This window comes from Limnohabitans sp. TEGF003 (assembly GCF_055395455.1).
The window spans coordinates 2,100,956-2,116,141 of sequence record NZ_AP029225.1 but is presented as its reverse complement, the minus strand read 5'-3'; the positions used below and the strand labels follow the sequence as shown (position 1 = coordinate 2,116,141).

13 protein-coding genes are annotated in these 15,186 nt (G+C 61.9%); 12 read left to right on the top strand and 1 reads right to left on the bottom strand.

The window, feature by feature from the left end:
- The first annotated feature begins 47 nt into the window (after window positions 1-47).
- The 9 genes from ACZ5RT_RS10430 (at window position 48) to ACZ5RT_RS10390 (ending at window position 9,815) form a co-directional block, all read left to right on the top strand.
- Window positions 48-2,159 carry a 3-hydroxyacyl-CoA dehydrogenase NAD-binding domain-containing protein gene (locus ACZ5RT_RS10430; RefSeq protein ID WP_108426348.1) on the top strand — a complete coding sequence of 704 codons (2,112 nt, stop codon included), beginning with the start codon at window positions 48-50 and terminating at the stop codon, window positions 2,157-2,159.
- A gap of 59 nt (window positions 2,160-2,218) precedes the next feature.
- Window positions 2,219-3,394, top strand: a complete 1,176-nt coding sequence (locus ACZ5RT_RS10425; protein ID WP_416561152.1) for an acetyl-CoA C-acyltransferase — start codon at window positions 2,219-2,221, stop codon at window positions 3,392-3,394.
- Between the two features lie 148 nt (window positions 3,395-3,542).
- Window positions 3,543-5,357: an acyl-CoA dehydrogenase gene (locus ACZ5RT_RS10420; protein ID WP_464452397.1), complete on the top strand. Its 1,815-nt coding sequence runs from the start codon at window positions 3,543-3,545 to the stop codon at window positions 5,355-5,357.
- On the top strand, window positions 5,357-5,662 hold the full coding sequence (locus ACZ5RT_RS10415) for a Dabb family protein (RefSeq protein WP_416561150.1): 306 nt from the start codon (window positions 5,357-5,359) through the stop codon (window positions 5,660-5,662). Before ACZ5RT_RS10420 ends, ACZ5RT_RS10415 begins: the two co-directional genes overlap by 1 nt.
- A 12-nt stretch (window positions 5,663-5,674) precedes the next feature.
- Window positions 5,675-6,466, top strand: a complete 792-nt coding sequence (locus ACZ5RT_RS10410; protein ID WP_108426340.1) for an SDR family oxidoreductase — start codon at window positions 5,675-5,677, stop codon at window positions 6,464-6,466.
- A 21-nt stretch (window positions 6,467-6,487) separates the two neighbouring features.
- Window positions 6,488-6,910, top strand: coding sequence for a PaaI family thioesterase (locus ACZ5RT_RS10405; RefSeq protein WP_108426338.1), 423 nt, complete (start codon window positions 6,488-6,490; stop codon window positions 6,908-6,910).
- A 40-nt stretch (window positions 6,911-6,950) separates the two neighbouring features.
- Entirely contained in the window at window positions 6,951-7,967 is a 1,017-nt protein-coding gene (locus ACZ5RT_RS10400; protein ID WP_291923633.1) for an NADP-dependent oxidoreductase, read from the top strand.
- A 10-nt stretch (window positions 7,968-7,977) separates the two neighbouring features.
- Window positions 7,978-8,913, top strand: coding sequence for a glutathione S-transferase family protein (locus ACZ5RT_RS10395; RefSeq protein WP_464452396.1), 936 nt, complete (start codon window positions 7,978-7,980; stop codon window positions 8,911-8,913).
- The gene (locus tag ACZ5RT_RS10390; protein WP_422171769.1) at window positions 8,910-9,815 is read left to right on the top strand and encodes an SDR family oxidoreductase; all 906 of its coding nucleotides are present in this window, start codon (window positions 8,910-8,912) and stop codon (window positions 9,813-9,815) included. The genes ACZ5RT_RS10395 and ACZ5RT_RS10390 overlap by 4 nt, the downstream gene beginning before the upstream one ends.
- A 42-nt stretch (window positions 9,816-9,857) precedes the next feature.
- Here ACZ5RT_RS10390 and ACZ5RT_RS10385 read toward each other — a convergent pair whose 3' ends face one another.
- Window positions 9,858-10,250: a hypothetical protein gene (locus ACZ5RT_RS10385; RefSeq protein WP_464452395.1), complete on the bottom strand. Its 393-nt coding sequence runs from the start codon at window positions 10,248-10,250 to the stop codon at window positions 9,858-9,860.
- Between the two features lie 216 nt (window positions 10,251-10,466).
- Between ACZ5RT_RS10385 and ACZ5RT_RS10380 the strand changes: the two genes are divergently transcribed.
- The 3 genes from ACZ5RT_RS10380 to trhO all read left to right on the top strand — a co-directional run bounded on the left by ACZ5RT_RS10380 (window position 10,467) and on the right by trhO (window position 15,184).
- Complete coding sequence (locus ACZ5RT_RS10380; protein WP_464452394.1) at window positions 10,467-12,839, top strand: Tex family protein; 2,373 nt, start codon at window positions 10,467-10,469, stop codon at window positions 12,837-12,839.
- 145 nt (window positions 12,840-12,984) lie between these two features.
- Window positions 12,985-14,070: a phospholipase gene (locus ACZ5RT_RS10375; protein WP_464452393.1), complete on the top strand. Its 1,086-nt coding sequence runs from the start codon at window positions 12,985-12,987 to the stop codon at window positions 14,068-14,070.
- Between the two features lie 160 nt (window positions 14,071-14,230).
- Window positions 14,231-15,184, top strand: a complete 954-nt coding sequence (gene trhO, locus ACZ5RT_RS10370) for an oxygen-dependent tRNA uridine(34) hydroxylase TrhO (protein WP_464452392.1) — start codon at window positions 14,231-14,233, stop codon at window positions 15,182-15,184.
- Window positions 15,185-15,186 lie beyond the last annotated feature (2 nt).

Genomic DNA, 15,186 nt, shown 5'->3' with positions numbered 1-15,186 from the left:
AACGAACGGTCGTTCTTTTTTAACTTTTCACGCAAAGGAAGTCCAGCATGACAGCTGAATACAAAGTCCACGGTGATGTCGCGGTCATCACGTTGATGAACCCGCCCGTCAACGGTTTGGGCCTGTCCACCCGCATCGGCATCACCGATGGTCTGGAAAAAGCCAACAACGACGCATCGGTCAAGGCCATCGTCATCACAGGCGCGGGCAAAGCCTTTTCGGGCGGTGCAGACATCCGTGAATTTGGCTCGCCCAAGGCGATCCAGGAACCCAATTTGCTGAGCGTCATCCGCGCTTGCGAAAATTCGGCCAAGCCCGTGGTGGCGGCCATCCACTCGGTCGCCATGGGCGGCGGTCTGGAACTGGCACTCGGCTGCCACTACCGCATTGCCGCGCCCGGCGCCAGCATTGCGCTGCCCGAAGTCAAGCTGGGCCTGATCCCCGGTGCCGGTGGCACGCAGCGCCTGCCCCGCGTGATCGGTGTGGAGCCTGCGCTCAACATGATCGTCAGCGGCGAAGCCATCAAGAGCGAGATGCTGGCCATGCTGCCTGGCCAAAAGCTGTTCGATGCCATGGCGAAGTCGGCCGAAAGCCTGCCCGAAGAGGCTCTGGCGCTGGCCCGCAAAGTGGCCGCAGCGCATGCCGACGGCTCGCCGCTGCCACTGGTGAAAAACCTGCCTTGCAAGCACCCGCAAGGCGATGCTTACTTCCAGTTTGCCCGCAACATGGTCAAGGGCATGGCCAAAAACCTGCCTGCACCCGCCAAGTGCGTGGACGCGGTCGAAGCGGCCACCAAGAAGAAGTTTGAAGACGGCATGGTCTTTGAGCGCGAAATCTTCATGAACCTGATGATGACGCCCGAGTGCCGCGCACTGCGCCACATCTTCATGGCAGACCGCGCCGCCAGCAAGATCCCCGACGTGCCCGAAGACACGCCCAAGCGCGAGATCAAGAGCGTGGCCGTCATTGGTGCTGGCACCATGGGCGGCGGCATCTCGATGAACTTCCTGAACGCGGGCATCCCGGTCAAGATCCTGGAGATGAAGCAGGACGCGCTGGACCGCGGCATTGCCACCATCCGCAAGAACTACGAAGCCCAGGTTAAAAAAGGCAAGCTCAAGCAAGAAAAATACGATGAGCGCATGGCGCTTTTGAGCACCACGTTGAGCTACGACGACATCGGTCAGGCTGACTTGGTGATCGAGGCCGTGTTCGAAGAAATGGGCGTGAAAGAAGCCGTCTTCAAGAAACTCGACGAAGTGATGAAGCCCGGCGCGATCCTGGCGTCCAACACCTCCACACTCGATGTGAACAAGATCGCCAGCTTCACCAAGCGTCCGCAAGACGTGGTCGGCATGCACTTCTTCAGCCCCGCCAACGTCATGAAACTGCTCGAAGTGGTGCGTGGCGAAAAAACCGGCAAGGACGTGCTGGCCACCGTGATGGCGATTGGCAAGAAGATCAAGAAAACCTCGGTGGTCTCGGGCGTGTGTGATGGTTTCATCGGCAACCGCATGATCGAGCAGTACAGCCGTCAGGCGGGTTTCCTGATCGAAGAAGGCTGCACCCCGGCGCAAGTCGACAAGGCCATCGAGAAATTCGGCTTTGCCATGGGTCCGTTCCGCATGGGTGACTTGGCGGGCAACGACATCGGCTGGGCGATCCGCAAGCGCCGTTATGTGGAAAAGCCGCACCTCAAGTACAGCAAAACCGCTGACCTGCTGTGCGAGATGGGCCGCTATGGCCAAAAGACCGGCGCAGGCTGGTACGACTACCAGGCCGGCAAGCGCGATGCGATTCCCAGCCCTGTGGTGGTCGAGATGATCGAAAAGCACCGCGCCGCTTTGGGCATCACGCCACGCAAGATTTCCGACGAAGAAATTGTGCAGCGCCTGGTGTTCTCGCTGGTCAACGAAGCTGCCCACATTCTGGAAGAAGGCATCGCCAGCAAGGCCAGCGACATCGACATGGTGTACCTGACCGGCTACGGCTTCCCGCTGTGGCGCGGCGGCCCCATGATCTACGCCGACACCATCGGCTTGTTCAACGTGGCCGAAGCCATGAAACGCTTCGCCAAGAACCCGCACGACGACGCCCAGTTCTGGCAACCCGCGCCCCTGTTGGCCCGTTTGGTGGCCGAAGGCAAGACATTCAACTGATTTTTTAAATTTTTGGCGGGACAGATCTTTAGCTCTGTCCCCCACATGAAAGGACCATCATGACGAATGCTGTCATCGTATCCACCGCCCGCACCCCTCTGGCCAAGAGCTGGAAGGGCGCTTTCAACATGACCCACGGCGCCACCTTGGGTGGCCATGCGGTTCAGCACGCCGTGGCCCGCGCTGGCATTGACGCCGCCGAGGTCGAAGACGTGATCATGGGCTGCGCCACGCCCGAAGGGGCCACGGGCGCCAACATCGCCCGCCAGATCGCGCTCAAGGCCGGTTTGCCCATTTCGGTCTCGGGCATGACCGTCAACCGTTTTTGCTCCTCGGGCCTGCAAACCATCGCCCTGGCCGCACAACGCATCATCGCGGGTGAAGGCCAGGTGTATGTGGCCGGTGGCGTAGAGAGCATCTCCTGCGTGCAGCAAGAGATGAACACCCACATGCTGCAAGACCTGTCGCTGGCCAAACAAAAGCCCGAGATCTACTGGAACATGCTGCAAACCGCCGAGCAAGTGGCCAAGCGCTACAAGATCGGCCGTGACCGCATGGACGAATACGGCGCTGCCAGCCAGCAAAAAGCTTGCGCCGCACAAGCCGCTGGCCTGTTCGACGCCGAAATCGCCCCCATCACCGTCACACAGGGCGTGATCGACAAGGTCATGGGCATGACCACCAAGCAAGTCACGGTGAGCAAGGACGAAGGTCTGCGCGAAGGCACCACGGTGGAAGCCATCAGCGGCCTGCGCTCGGCTTTGCCTGGCGGCCTGGTGTCGGCGGGCAATGCCAGCCAGTTCTCGGACGGTGCAGGCGCTTGCGTGCTGATGGACGAAAAACTGGCCGAGCAACGCGGCATGAAGCCGCTGGGCCGATTCCTTGGTTTTGCGGTGGCCGGTTGCGAGCCCGACGAAATGGGCATTGGCCCGGTGTATGCCGTGCCCAAAGCCTTGGCACGTCTGGGCCTGACGGTCAACGACATCGACCTGTGGGAACTGAACGAAGCCTTTGCCGTGCAGGTGCTGTATTGCCGCGACAAGCTGGGCATTCCAGCCGACCGCCTGAACGTCAATGGCGGTGCGATCGCCGTGGGTCACCCCTACGGTGTATCGGGCCAGCGCCTGACTGGCCACGCCCTGATCGAAGGCAAGCGCCGTGGCGCCAAGCGCGTGGCGGTGACCATGTGCATTGGCGGCGGCATGGGCGCTTGCGGCATCTTCGAAGTGCTCTGATGAACTGTCGCGTGGATGGCTGATCCACACGGGGGCAGAGGGCATCATGCTCTCTGCCCCTTTTTTCTGTGGGAGGCTGCCCCTGCGGCCGAATGCTTCGCGAGCAGGGACTCGCTCCCACAGGGCATTGCCATGAAAGAACGATCCGATGAGCCTGCGCCCCACTGTTGATTTTTTGCTGCACGACTGGCTGAACGTCGAAAGCCTGCAGTCCCGCGAACGCTTCGCCGACCACAGCCGGGAAACCTTTGACGCGGTGCTCGACACCTGCGAGCGCATTGCGCGTGAAAAATACGCCCCGTTCAACCGCCTGGTGGACACGCAAGAGCCGCACTTTGACGGCGAAAAAGTCATCCTGCCGCAGGCCACACACGACGCGTACAAGGCCTATGCCGAGTCGGGCATGCTGAGCGCCGCGCAAGACTACGAGATCGGCGGCATGCAGCTGCCCTACACGGTGGAAGCGGCAGCCAACGCCTTTTTTGCCATGGCCTCGGTCAGCATTGGCTCGGGCATGCTGACCAGTGGCAACGCCAATTTGCTCATGGTGCACGGCACCGATGTGCAAAAAAAGGTGTTTGCCGCCAACGAATTTTCAGGGCGCTTTTCCGGCACCATGTGCCTGAGTGAGCCGCAAGCGGGCTCGTCGCTGAGCGACGTGATGACCCGCGCCACGCCCGATGGCGAGGGTTTTGAGGCCGATGCCTTGGGCCCACGCTACCGCCTCAAAGGCAACAAGATGTGGATCTCCTCGGGTGAACACGAACTCTCCGAGAACATCATTCACCTGGTGCTGGCCAAGATTCCCGATGCGAACGGGCAACTGGTGCCCGGCGTCAAAGGCATCTCGCTGTTCATCGTGCCCAAGAAGCTGGTGGACACAAACGGGCAATTGACGGGCGAGCGCAACGATGTGGCGCTGGCGGGCCTGAACCACAAATGTGGCTGGCGCGGCACGACCAACACGCTGCTGAACTTTGGCGAGGGCAAGTACCCCGTCAGAGGTGATACCGGTGCCATTGGGTATTTGGTCGGCAAGCCCGGCGAAGGCCTGCGCTGCATGTTCCACATGATGAACGAGGCCCGCATCGGTGTGGGCATGGCCGCCACCATGCTGGGCATGGCCGGTTATTACGCCAGCCTCGACTACGCCAAAAACCGCCCACAAGGCAGGCCCACCGGGGCAGGGGGCAAGGATGCGAGCCAACCCCAGGTGCGCATCATCGAGCACGCCGACATCAAACGCATGCTGCTGGCGCAAAAAGCCTACAGCGAAGGGGCGCTGGCGCTCGCCTTGTACTGCGCCCGACTGGTGGACGAGCAACACACCGGCACCGCCCAAGACGCCGATGTGGCGCGGCTGCTGCTCGAAGTGCTCACCCCCATCGTCAAGAGTTTCCCCAGCGAATGGTGTCTGGAAGCCAACAGCCTGGCCATCCAGATCCACGGCGGCTATGGTTACACGCGCGATTTTCCGGTGGAGCAGTACTGGCGAGACAACCGCCTGAACATGATCCACGAGGGCACGCACGGCATCCAGGCCATGGACTTGCTCGGCCGAAAGGTGCTGATGGAAAAAGGCCGGGGCCTGCAATTGCTGGCCGAACGCATGCTGGCCACCGCCGCCAAAGCCGAAACTGCTTGGGGCCCTGAAGCGGCCGCCTTGCGCGATGCCTTGAAGCAAGTGGGCGAGGCCACGCAACAAGCCTGGGCGGGTGCCGAACCCGCGCAGGCCCTGGCCAATGCCGTGCCGTATCTGCAGGCTTTTGGCCACACCGTGATCGCCTGGATCTGGCTCGACGTGGCCTGCAGTGCAGTCAGTGACCACAGCCCAGCCGCGCAGGGTCGTCGCGCCGCTTGCCGCTATTTCTTCCGCTACGAACTGCCCAAGATCGGCGCCTGGCTGAACGTGGTCAAAAGCCGTGACCCGACCTGTGCCGACCTGCCCGAGGAGGCGTTCTGATGATCCGTCACATCGTGATGTGGAACCTGCACGAGCAGGCCGAAGGTGCCGACAAGGCCACCAACCTGGCCAAGGCCAAAGCCCTGCTGCTGTCTTGCGCCCAGGTGGTGCCCGGCATCCGCACCTTTGAAGTGGCCACCGCCACCCCCGGCATGGACTGCACCAACGACCTGGTGTTGCACATGTTGCTCGATGACGCGCAGGTGCTAGCGGCTTACCAGAATCACCCCGATCATGTGGCCATCAAGCCCTTCATGAAGGCGGTTGTGAAAGAGCGCCGCTGCATGGATTACATCGTTGAATAACAGGAGTACAAGATGGCACGCACCATTCAACAACTTTTTGACCTGACGGGGCAAGTCGCCCTCGTCACCGGAGGCTCGCGCGGCCTGGGCCTGCAAATGGCCCACGCCCTGGGCGAGGCCGGGGCCAAGATCATGCTCAGCTCGCGCAAGGCGGCCGACCTGGAAGAAGCCGCTGCCGAGCTGCAGGCCGCAGGCATCGATGCCCGCTGGATCGCGGCCGACTGCGGCAAGGAAGAAGACATCCGCCGCCTGGCGGCCGAGACCATGGAGCGCATGGGCCCGATCGACATCCTGGTCAACAACGCGGGCGCGACCTGGGGAGCGCCCGCAGAAGACCATCCGGTCGAAGCCTGGGACAAGGTCATGAACCTGAACGTGCGCGGTTATTTCATCCTGTCTCAAGAGGTGGCCAAGCAAAGCTTCATCCCGCGCGGCAAAGGCCGCATCCTGAACGTGGCCTCGATTGCCGGTTTGGCGGGCAACCCTTCGGAGATGAAGACGATTGCCTACAACACCTCCAAGGGCGCGGTCATCAACTTCACCCGCGCCCTGGCGGGAGAGTGGGGCGAGCACGGCATCACCGTCAACGCGATTTGCCCGGGGTTTTTCCCCAGCAAGATGACCCATGGTCTGCTGGAAAAGCTCGGCGCCGACAAGATGGCCCAAGGCGCACCCCTGCGCCGCTTGGGTGATGACGAAGACCTGAAGGGCTTGGTCGTGCTCTATGCATCCGACGCGGGCAAGCACATCACCGGCCAGTGGATGGCCGTCGACGGTGGCGTGAGCGCCATCATCGGTGGTTGAAACTTTGGCGGACCTGAAGATATGAGCATTCCATTTGGTGCCCGGATTCCGTTCGTTGACCATTTGGGCTTCACGCTGGAGAAGTTCGAAGGCGGCCAGTCCGAGCTGTTGTTTGCCCCACGACCCGAACACTTCAACTCCTTCGACGTCACGCACGGCGGCGCGGTCATGACCTTTCTGGATGTGATCATGGCCACGGCCGCGCGCAGCGTGGACCCCGAGATGGGCGTGGTCACCATCGAGATGAAAACCACCTTCATGCGCCCCGCCAAAGTGCCTGCGGGTCAAGCGCTGGTCGGCAAGGGGCACCTGCAGCACCGCACACGCAGCATGGCGTTCACCGAGGGCAGCGTGTTCGATGCCCAAGGCCAGTTGTGCGCCCACGCGACGGGCACTTTCAAATATGTGAGTCGTCGCGATTCCCCATCACCCTCGACCGACTGATTCCGATTCATTCACCCATTCCAACGCACTGGAGACCTTCATGCCCATCAACCACCGCATCGTTCTGGACAACCGCCCGCAAGGCGAGGCCACTGTCAACAATTTCAAAATGATCGAGCTGCCTTTGCCCGAACTGCAAGACGGCCAGGTGCTGGTTTGCCACCATTACCTGAGCCTGGACCCCTACATGCGTGGCCGCATGAACGAGAGCAAAAGCTACGCCCAACCGCAGCCGCTGGGTGAAGTCATGATCGGAGGCACGGTGGGTGAGGTGGTGGACAGCCGCCACCCCAAATTCAAAGCCGGTGACCAGGTGGTCGGCATGGGCGGCTGGCAGGAATACAGCGTGGTCGACGCCAACGTGGTCGGCGCACTGCGCAAGGTCGACACCACCCATGTGCCGCTGTCGCATTACCTGGGCGCGGTGGGCATGCCTGGCGTGACCGCCTGGTATGGCCTGGTGAAAATCATCGCCCCCAAAGCTGGCGAGACCGTCACGGTGAGCGCGGCCAGCGGCGCGGTGGGCAGCGCCTACGGCGCTTTGGCCAAGGCCCGGGGCTGCCGCGTGGTGGGCATCGCAGGCGGCAAAGACAAGTGCGACTACGTGGTCAAGGAACTGGGCTTTGACGCCTGCATCGACTACAAGGAACACAAGGACTACCTGAGCTTGTCCAAAGCCCTGCGCGAAGCCTGCCCCAACGGCATCGACGGCCACTTTGAAAACGTGGGCGGCATGGTGCTCGACGCCGTGATGCTGCGCACCAACGCGTTTGCCCGCATCGCGGTGTGCGGCATGATCGCCGGCTACGACGGTGCGCCCCTGCCCATGGCCAACCCCGCGCTGATTTTGGTCAACCGCATGAAGATCGAAGGCTTCATCGTCAGCGAGCACATGGAAGTCTGGCCCGAAGCCCTGCAGGAACTCGGCGCCCTGGTCGGCACGGGCAAACTGCGCCCCCGCGAATCGGTGGCCCAAGGCCTGGCGGCTGCACCCGAGGCTTTCCTCGGTCTGCTCAAAGGCAAGAACTTCGGCAAGCAGCTGGTCAAACTGATCTGAGGCCCCAGCCATGTCCGACCTGATCCTGCACCACTACCCGGTTTCGCCCTTTGCCGAAAAAATCCGGCTGATTCTGGGTCACAAGCAACTGGCCTGGAAGAGCGTGTTCATCCCGATGGTCATGCCCAAGCCCGATCTGACGGCGCTCACAGGCGGTTACCGCAAAACCCCAGTGCTGCAGATCGGTGCAGACGTGTATTGCGACACCGCCCTCATCTGCGATGTGCTGGAGCACATCGCACCCACACCCACGATCTACCCCGAAGCCATCAAGGGTGCCGCCCGCATCGTGGCGCAGTGGGCCGACAGCGCCCTGTTCCCCGCCGCCATGGCCTACAACTTCCAGCCTGCGGGTGTGGCGCAAGTCTTTGCGGGTGCGCCTGCTGAGGGTGTGCAGGCCTTTGTGGCCGACCGCACCGCCATGCGCGGCGGAGCGGCCCGCATGGCGTCTGCCGACGCCACTGGCACGTACAAGAGCTATCTCCGGCGCATCGCCAACATGCTGCACGGGCAAGACTTTTTGTTCGGCGTCCAGCCTTGTGTGGCCGATTTTGCGGTCTACCACCCGCTGTGTTTCACGCAAGAGCGCACGCCCGCACTGGCCGGCATTTTTGACGCCACACCCGAAGTGAAGGCGTGGATGTCCCGCATGAAGGCCATCGGTCACGGCACGCCTGGTAAATGCAGCGCCGAAGAGGCTTTGCATGTGGCCCGCAGCGCCACGCCTGCGCCTGTGCCCAGCGAGGTTTTTCAGGACGATCACGGCATCGCGCTGGGCAGCGCGGTGGTGATCGCGGCCGACAACTTTGGCCTGGAGCCCACCGAGGGCGAGCTGGTGGCCGCCACCCGCACCCGTTACACCCTGCGCCGCACCGATGACCGTGCAGGCACTGTCCATGTCCATTTCCCGCGCGTCGGGTTCACACTCAAAAAGGCCCTTGCATGATCGAGAATTTCAAAGGCAAAACCGCAGTCCTGACCGGTGCCGGTTCGGGTTTCGGGCTGGAATGCGCCCGCATTGGCGCCAGGCTCGGCATGAACCTGGTGCTGGTCGATGTGCAGCAGGATGCGCTGGACAAAGCCGAAGCCGAAATGACCGCCCAGGGGGTGCAGGTGCTGGCACGCAAGGTCGATGTGTCGAAGGTGGCGGCCATGGAGCAGCTCGCCGCTGACGTGAAGGCCCGTTTTGGCGCACCGCACTTCGTGTTCAACAACGCGGGTGTCGGGGCAGGGGGCCTGGTTTGGGAAAACTCCGTGGCCGACTGGGAGTGGGTGCTGGGCGTGAACCTGTGGGGCGTGGTGCATGGTGTGCGCCTGTTCACCCCCATGATGCTCGAAGCTGCCAAGGCCGACCCGGCTTACCAAGGTCACATCGTCAACACCGCCAGCATGGCCGGTTTGCTCACGCCCCCCAACATGGGCATCTACAACGTGAGCAAACACGCGGTGGTGTCCTTGACCGAAACGCTCTACCAGGACTTGCAGCTGGTCAGTGACCAAGTCAGCGCCAGCGTGCTGTGTCCTTACTTTGTGCCCACCGGCATCAGCCAGAGCCACCGCAACCGGCCCGCAGACTTGCCACCCGAAAAACCCACAGCCAGCCAATTGATTGGCCAGGCGCAAAGTGATAAAGCTGTCAGCAGTGGCAAGGTTTCAGCCGCCGATGTGGCGCAAAAGGTGTTTGATGCTGTGGCCAGCGGGCAGTTTTACATTTACAGCCATCCGCAGGCGCTGGGCAATGTGCAAAGCCGCATGGAGGCGATTGTTCAGGGCATCAACCCGCCCGATCCGTTTGCGGCGCGGCCTGACGTGGGTGAAAGTTTGCGAAAAGCCCTGCGCGCCATTTGAGGCTGATCGGCTCCGTGAGCCCAGCGCCATGGGCGCTGGGGTTTACTTGTGGAAGTGGCCTTCAAAACAGTGGCGAACTTCGTGGCCCAAAGCCACATGGGAAGTTTCCCTGCCCGTCACGATCACGCATTCCTGGCGCTGCACGTGCCAAACCGCGCACGCCACAGGTGGAGTGATGTAAGCCTGTTCCCGGCCCATGCCAATCGACTTGGCGCAGTACTGGGCCACATCGTCACGCACTTCCCAGCGCAGGTTGACCTCTTTCATGATCCGCTTGTCCGTGGGTTTGGGGGTGAATTTTTCGTATTCAACGTTGGGGATCACACCGCCCCCCATGGTTTGGCAACCCGTCAGAAAGACCATGGACAAACAGACCATCACCACCATGGCCAGCCGCTTGGCGGCACCAACGCTATGTTGATTTGTCAAATTCATCATCACTCCCTCAATTGACTGTTTTGTTGATTTGACCTCAGTTTACAGTTTTGATGGTTTGATGTCTATAAATTTGTGAAATTATGGGATTATTTTTTGTTTTTAATATTATTTAACACTCAAACTGTGATTTGACAGTTTGAGCGGTGGTGTGGCGGCGGCTCAGATGGCTTGTGGCAAACTTGCCCGCTTTCCCCTCTGGATGTGACCTGAGACATGCAAAAAATCCTGGCCCAACTGGCCGCAGAAATCCGTATCCGCCCTGACCAGGTCAAGACCGCTGTGGAATTGCTTGATGGCGGTGCCACCGTCCCGTTCATCGCCCGTTACCGCAAAGAGGTGACCGGTGGCCTGGACGACATCCAGCTGCGCGAACTCGAAGCACGCCTGGCTTACTTGCGCGAGCTGGAGGACCGCCGCGCCGCCGTCATCAAGAGCATCACCGAGCAGGGCAAGATGACGCCCGAGCTGCTGGCCGCCATCGATGCGGCACCCACCAAACAGGAGCTGGAAGACCTGTATTTGCCCTTCAAACCCAAGCGCCGCACCAAAGGCATGATCGCCCGCGAAGCTGGGCTGGAGCCGCTGGCCGACAAGCTGTTTGCAGATCCCTCGCTCGACCCGCATGCCGAGGCCGCTGCCTTTGTGCTGCCTGCAGGCAAGATTGAAGGCGCCGACTTCACCACCACCGCTGCCGTACTGGACGGTGTGCGTGATTTGCTGAGTGAGCGATGGGCCGAAGACGCTTCGCTGGTGCAAGCCCTGCGCGAGTGGCTGTGGAACGAAGGCCTGTTCAAAAGCAAGCTGGCCGAGGGTAAGGACGAAAACAACGCCGACGTGGCCAAGTTCCGCGATTACTTTTACTACGACGAGCCGATTGGCCGCGTGCCTTCTCACCGTGCATTGGCGGTGTTCCGTGGCCGTGCATTGGAAATGCTGGACGCTAAATTGGTTCTCCCGGTCGAGCCCGAGCCCGGCAAACCCAGCATCGCCGAAGGCAAGATCGCCATGCACCTGGGCTGGAGCCATTCGGCCCGCCCCTCGGACGACCTGATCCGCAAATGCGTGGCCTGGACCTGGCGCGTGAAGCTGAGCCTGTCCACCGAGCGTGATTTGTTTGCCCGCCTGCGCGAAGAGGCCGAAAAAGTCGCCATCAAGGTGTTCAGTGACAACCTGCGTGACCTGCTGCTGGCCGCCCCCGCAGGCCCCCGTGTGGTCATGGGCCTGGACCCAGGCATCCGCACGGGCGTGAAGGTGGCCGTGGTCGACGCCACCGGCAAGCTGGTCGACACCGCCACCGTCTACCCGCACGAGCCGCGCAAGGACTGGGAGGGCTCGCTCTACACCCTGGCCAAGCTGTGCGAAAAGCACAACGTCAACCTGATTGCGATTGGCAACGGCACCGCCAGCCGCGAAACCGACAAGCTGGCCGGCGACCTGATCAAGCAACTGGCCCGACTGCGAGATGGGGTGGAAATCCAGAAAGTCGTGGTCAGCGAAGCAGGCGCTTCGGTGTATTCGGCCAGCGAATTTGCCTCACAAGAAATGCCCGATGTGGACGTGAGCCTGCGCGGCGCGGCATCCATTGCCCGCCGCCTGCAAGACCCGCTGTCGGAGCTTGTCAAGATCGACCCCAAAGCGATTGGCGTGGGCCAGTACCAGCACGATGTGAACCAGAGCGAGTTGGCCAAGACGTTGGACGCCGTGGTCGAGGACTGTGTGAACTCGGTGGGTGTGGACCTGAACACGGCCAGCGTGCCTTTGCTGACGCGCGTGTCGGGTTTGTCGGCCAGCGTGGCCAAGTCGGTGGTGCGCTGGCGCGATGCCAACGGCGTGTTCAAGACCCGTCAGGATTTGCTCAAAGTGACCGGACTGGGGGCCAAGACTTTCGAGCAAAGCGCGGGCTTTTTGCGCATCAGGGGCGGCGACAACCCGCTGGACATGACGGGCGTGCACCCCGAAACCTACCCGGTGGTCGAGCAGATCATCGTCAAAACCGGCAAGCCGATCCAGGAGATCATGGGTCGCACGGACGTTTTGAAAACGCTCAAGCCCGAGCTGTTTGCGAACGACAAGTTCGGGGCCATCACCATCAAGGACATCCTGGGCGAGCTGGAAAAACCCGGCCGCGACCCCCGCCCCGACTTCAAGGTGGCGCGCCTGGCCGACGGCGTGGAAGACATCAAGGACCTGAAAGAGGGCATGACCTTGGAGGGCACCGTGAGCAACGTGGCCCAGTTTGGCGCGTTTGTCGACCTGGGTGTGCACCAGGACGGCCTGGTTCACGTCAGCCAGCTGGCCAACAAGTTCGTGACTGACGCCCGCGAAGTGGTCAAGACGGGTGACATCGTCAAAGTGAAGGTGCTCGAAGTCGATGTGGCCCGCAAGCGCATCAGCCTGACCATGAAGCTTGACGCCGCACCTGTCAGACGCGATGGTCCACGCGACAACAAGTTTGAAGGGGCAGGGCGGGACAACCGACAACGCGGCGGAGGATTCGCCAGTGGTGGCTACACCTCGCCACCCCCAGCGGGGGCAGGCTCGGCCATGGCCAGTGCGTTTGCCAAGTTGCAGGGCTTGAAGAAGTAACCCCCCGGCAATGCGGTCATGCCCGCGCATGCGGGTATGAACGCGCAGTGGTCTCTGTTTGTGTCATACCCGCGCACGCGGGTATCCATCTTCGGGGGACGTGAACTCGGCCTTGACAAGACTCAGAGCCCCTACACTCGACACCATGCAAGCCCTCCATATCCACGCAGGCCCCAAAGCCTTGGCCCATATCCGCGAACACGGCCTGCGCCCTGAGCACATCGGCGTCATTCCGGGCGCAGCCGGTGGCCCCAAGGGTTTGATCCTCGGGCCTCTGGACCGCTTCATTTTTGGGGACTGGCTGCCTCAGAGCACGCAAGCCGTGGACTTGGTGGGCGCCTCGATTGGTGCCTGGCGCATGGCCACCGCTTGCCTGAACAACTCGGTGGCGGCGTTTGAGCGCTTGGAGCACGACTACATCCACCAGCACTACGAACCGTTGCCGGGCCAAAAGCGTGTGAGCGCCGAGCAGGTCAGCGGGGCTTTTGGACAGAGCCTGCAGGCCTTTTACGGCGGTCGCATCCACGAGGCGCTGAGCCATCCGCGCTATCGTTTGCACATCGTCACCTCACGAGGGCGGCATGTGCTGCACCGCGAGCACCTCGTGGCGACGCCGCTGGGCTACGCCGGGGCCTACCTCAGCAATGCCGTGAGCCGCCGGGCGCTCGGCGGTTGGCTGGAGCGGGTGGTGTTTTCAGGGCAGGGCGCGGCTTTGCCGTTTGATGCGCAAGACTTTCGCACCCGCGCTGTGGGGCTGACCGAAGGCAACTTCATGCCTGCGCTGCAGGCCAGCTGCTCCATCCCCTTTGCCCTGAAAGCCGTGCACGACATCCCCGGTGCCCCTGCTGGCGCGTATTGGGACGGCGGCATCACCGATTACCACCTGCATTTGAACTGGACGGCGCCAGCAACAGGGCCTGATCGTTCCATCGTGCTCTACCCGCATTTCCAGAAAAACGTGGTGCCCGGCTGGCTGGACAAAGCGCTCAAGTGGCGGCACGCCGCGACGGCGTTTCTGGACAACACCATCGTCCTGGCCCCCAACCCCGAATGGGTCAAAACCCTGCCGGGCGGCAAGCTGCCCGACCGCCAGGACTTCATGACCTACGACCGGGATCTGGCGGGGCGGGTGAAGGTGTGGAAGGCGGCGGCCAGCGCGGCGCAGCAGCTGGCCGATGAGTTCGGGGAATGGCTGGCAAGGCCTGCAGTGGCGGACGTTCGGCCTTTGTGATGGGGTGTTGCACACACTCGAGAGCACTTCCAGAAATGGCCTCCGGTTTCAAACGCGTCATGCCCGCGAACGCGGGTATCCGTGGACACCGAAGGCATAGACGCGTGATCCAGTCGGGCGTGACGAATTTCCAGCTCGCCGGGCTGGGATAATCACCCCTATGCAAGCCGATACCCCGTTCCTCACCGCCGCCCTCTATAAATTTGTCGATTTGCCCGACTTCGCTGATCTGCAAGCGCCTTTGCAGGCTTGTTGCGAGGCCAACGAGGTCAAAGGTACTTTGCTTTTGGCGCATGAGGGCATCAACGGCACGATTGCCGGCCCGGAAAAAGGCATCCGCGCCGTGCTGGCGTTTTTAAGGGCTGACCCGCGTCTGTCCAATCTCGTGCACAAAGAGTCGTGGAGCCCCAAGCCGCCTTTCACGCGCATGAAAGTCAAGCTCAAAAAAGAGATCGTGACCTTGCGCGTGCCCGAGCTGGACCCGAACAAGACGGTGGGCCAGTACGTCAAGCCCGCCGACTGGAATGCCTTGCTGGCCGACCCGGATGTGGTGGTCATCGACACGCGCAACGACTACGAGGTGGCGATTGGCACCTTCAAGGGCGCAGTCAACCCGAACATCAAGAACTTTGTGCAACTGCCTGCCTGGCTGGATGCACAGGAAAACCTGCAAGGCGAAGCCGCCAAAAAGACCAAAGTGGCCATGTTCTGCACGGGCGGCATCCGCTGTGAAAAATCCACCGCGCTCATGAAAATGCGTGGTTTTGACGAGGTCTACCACCTCGAAGGCGGCATCCTCAAGTACCTCGAAGAAATCCCGCCAGAGCAGAGCATTTGGGAAGGTGAGTGCTTTGTGTTCGACGAGCGCGTGAGCGTGGGCCATGGCCTGGGCGTGGGCAGCCACGAACTGTGCCGCTCCTGTCGCTGGCCCTTGAGCGCACAGGACAAGTTGTCGCCGCATTACGTGAAAGGCGTCAGCTGCGACCATTGCCACGACCAGCGCACCCCGGAACAGAAGGCCAAACTGGCCGAGCGCCAGCGTCAGGTAGAACTGGCCGAGGCCCGTGGCGAGGTGCATGTGGGCGCCAAGATGCCCAGCCACGACACGCCCTGACG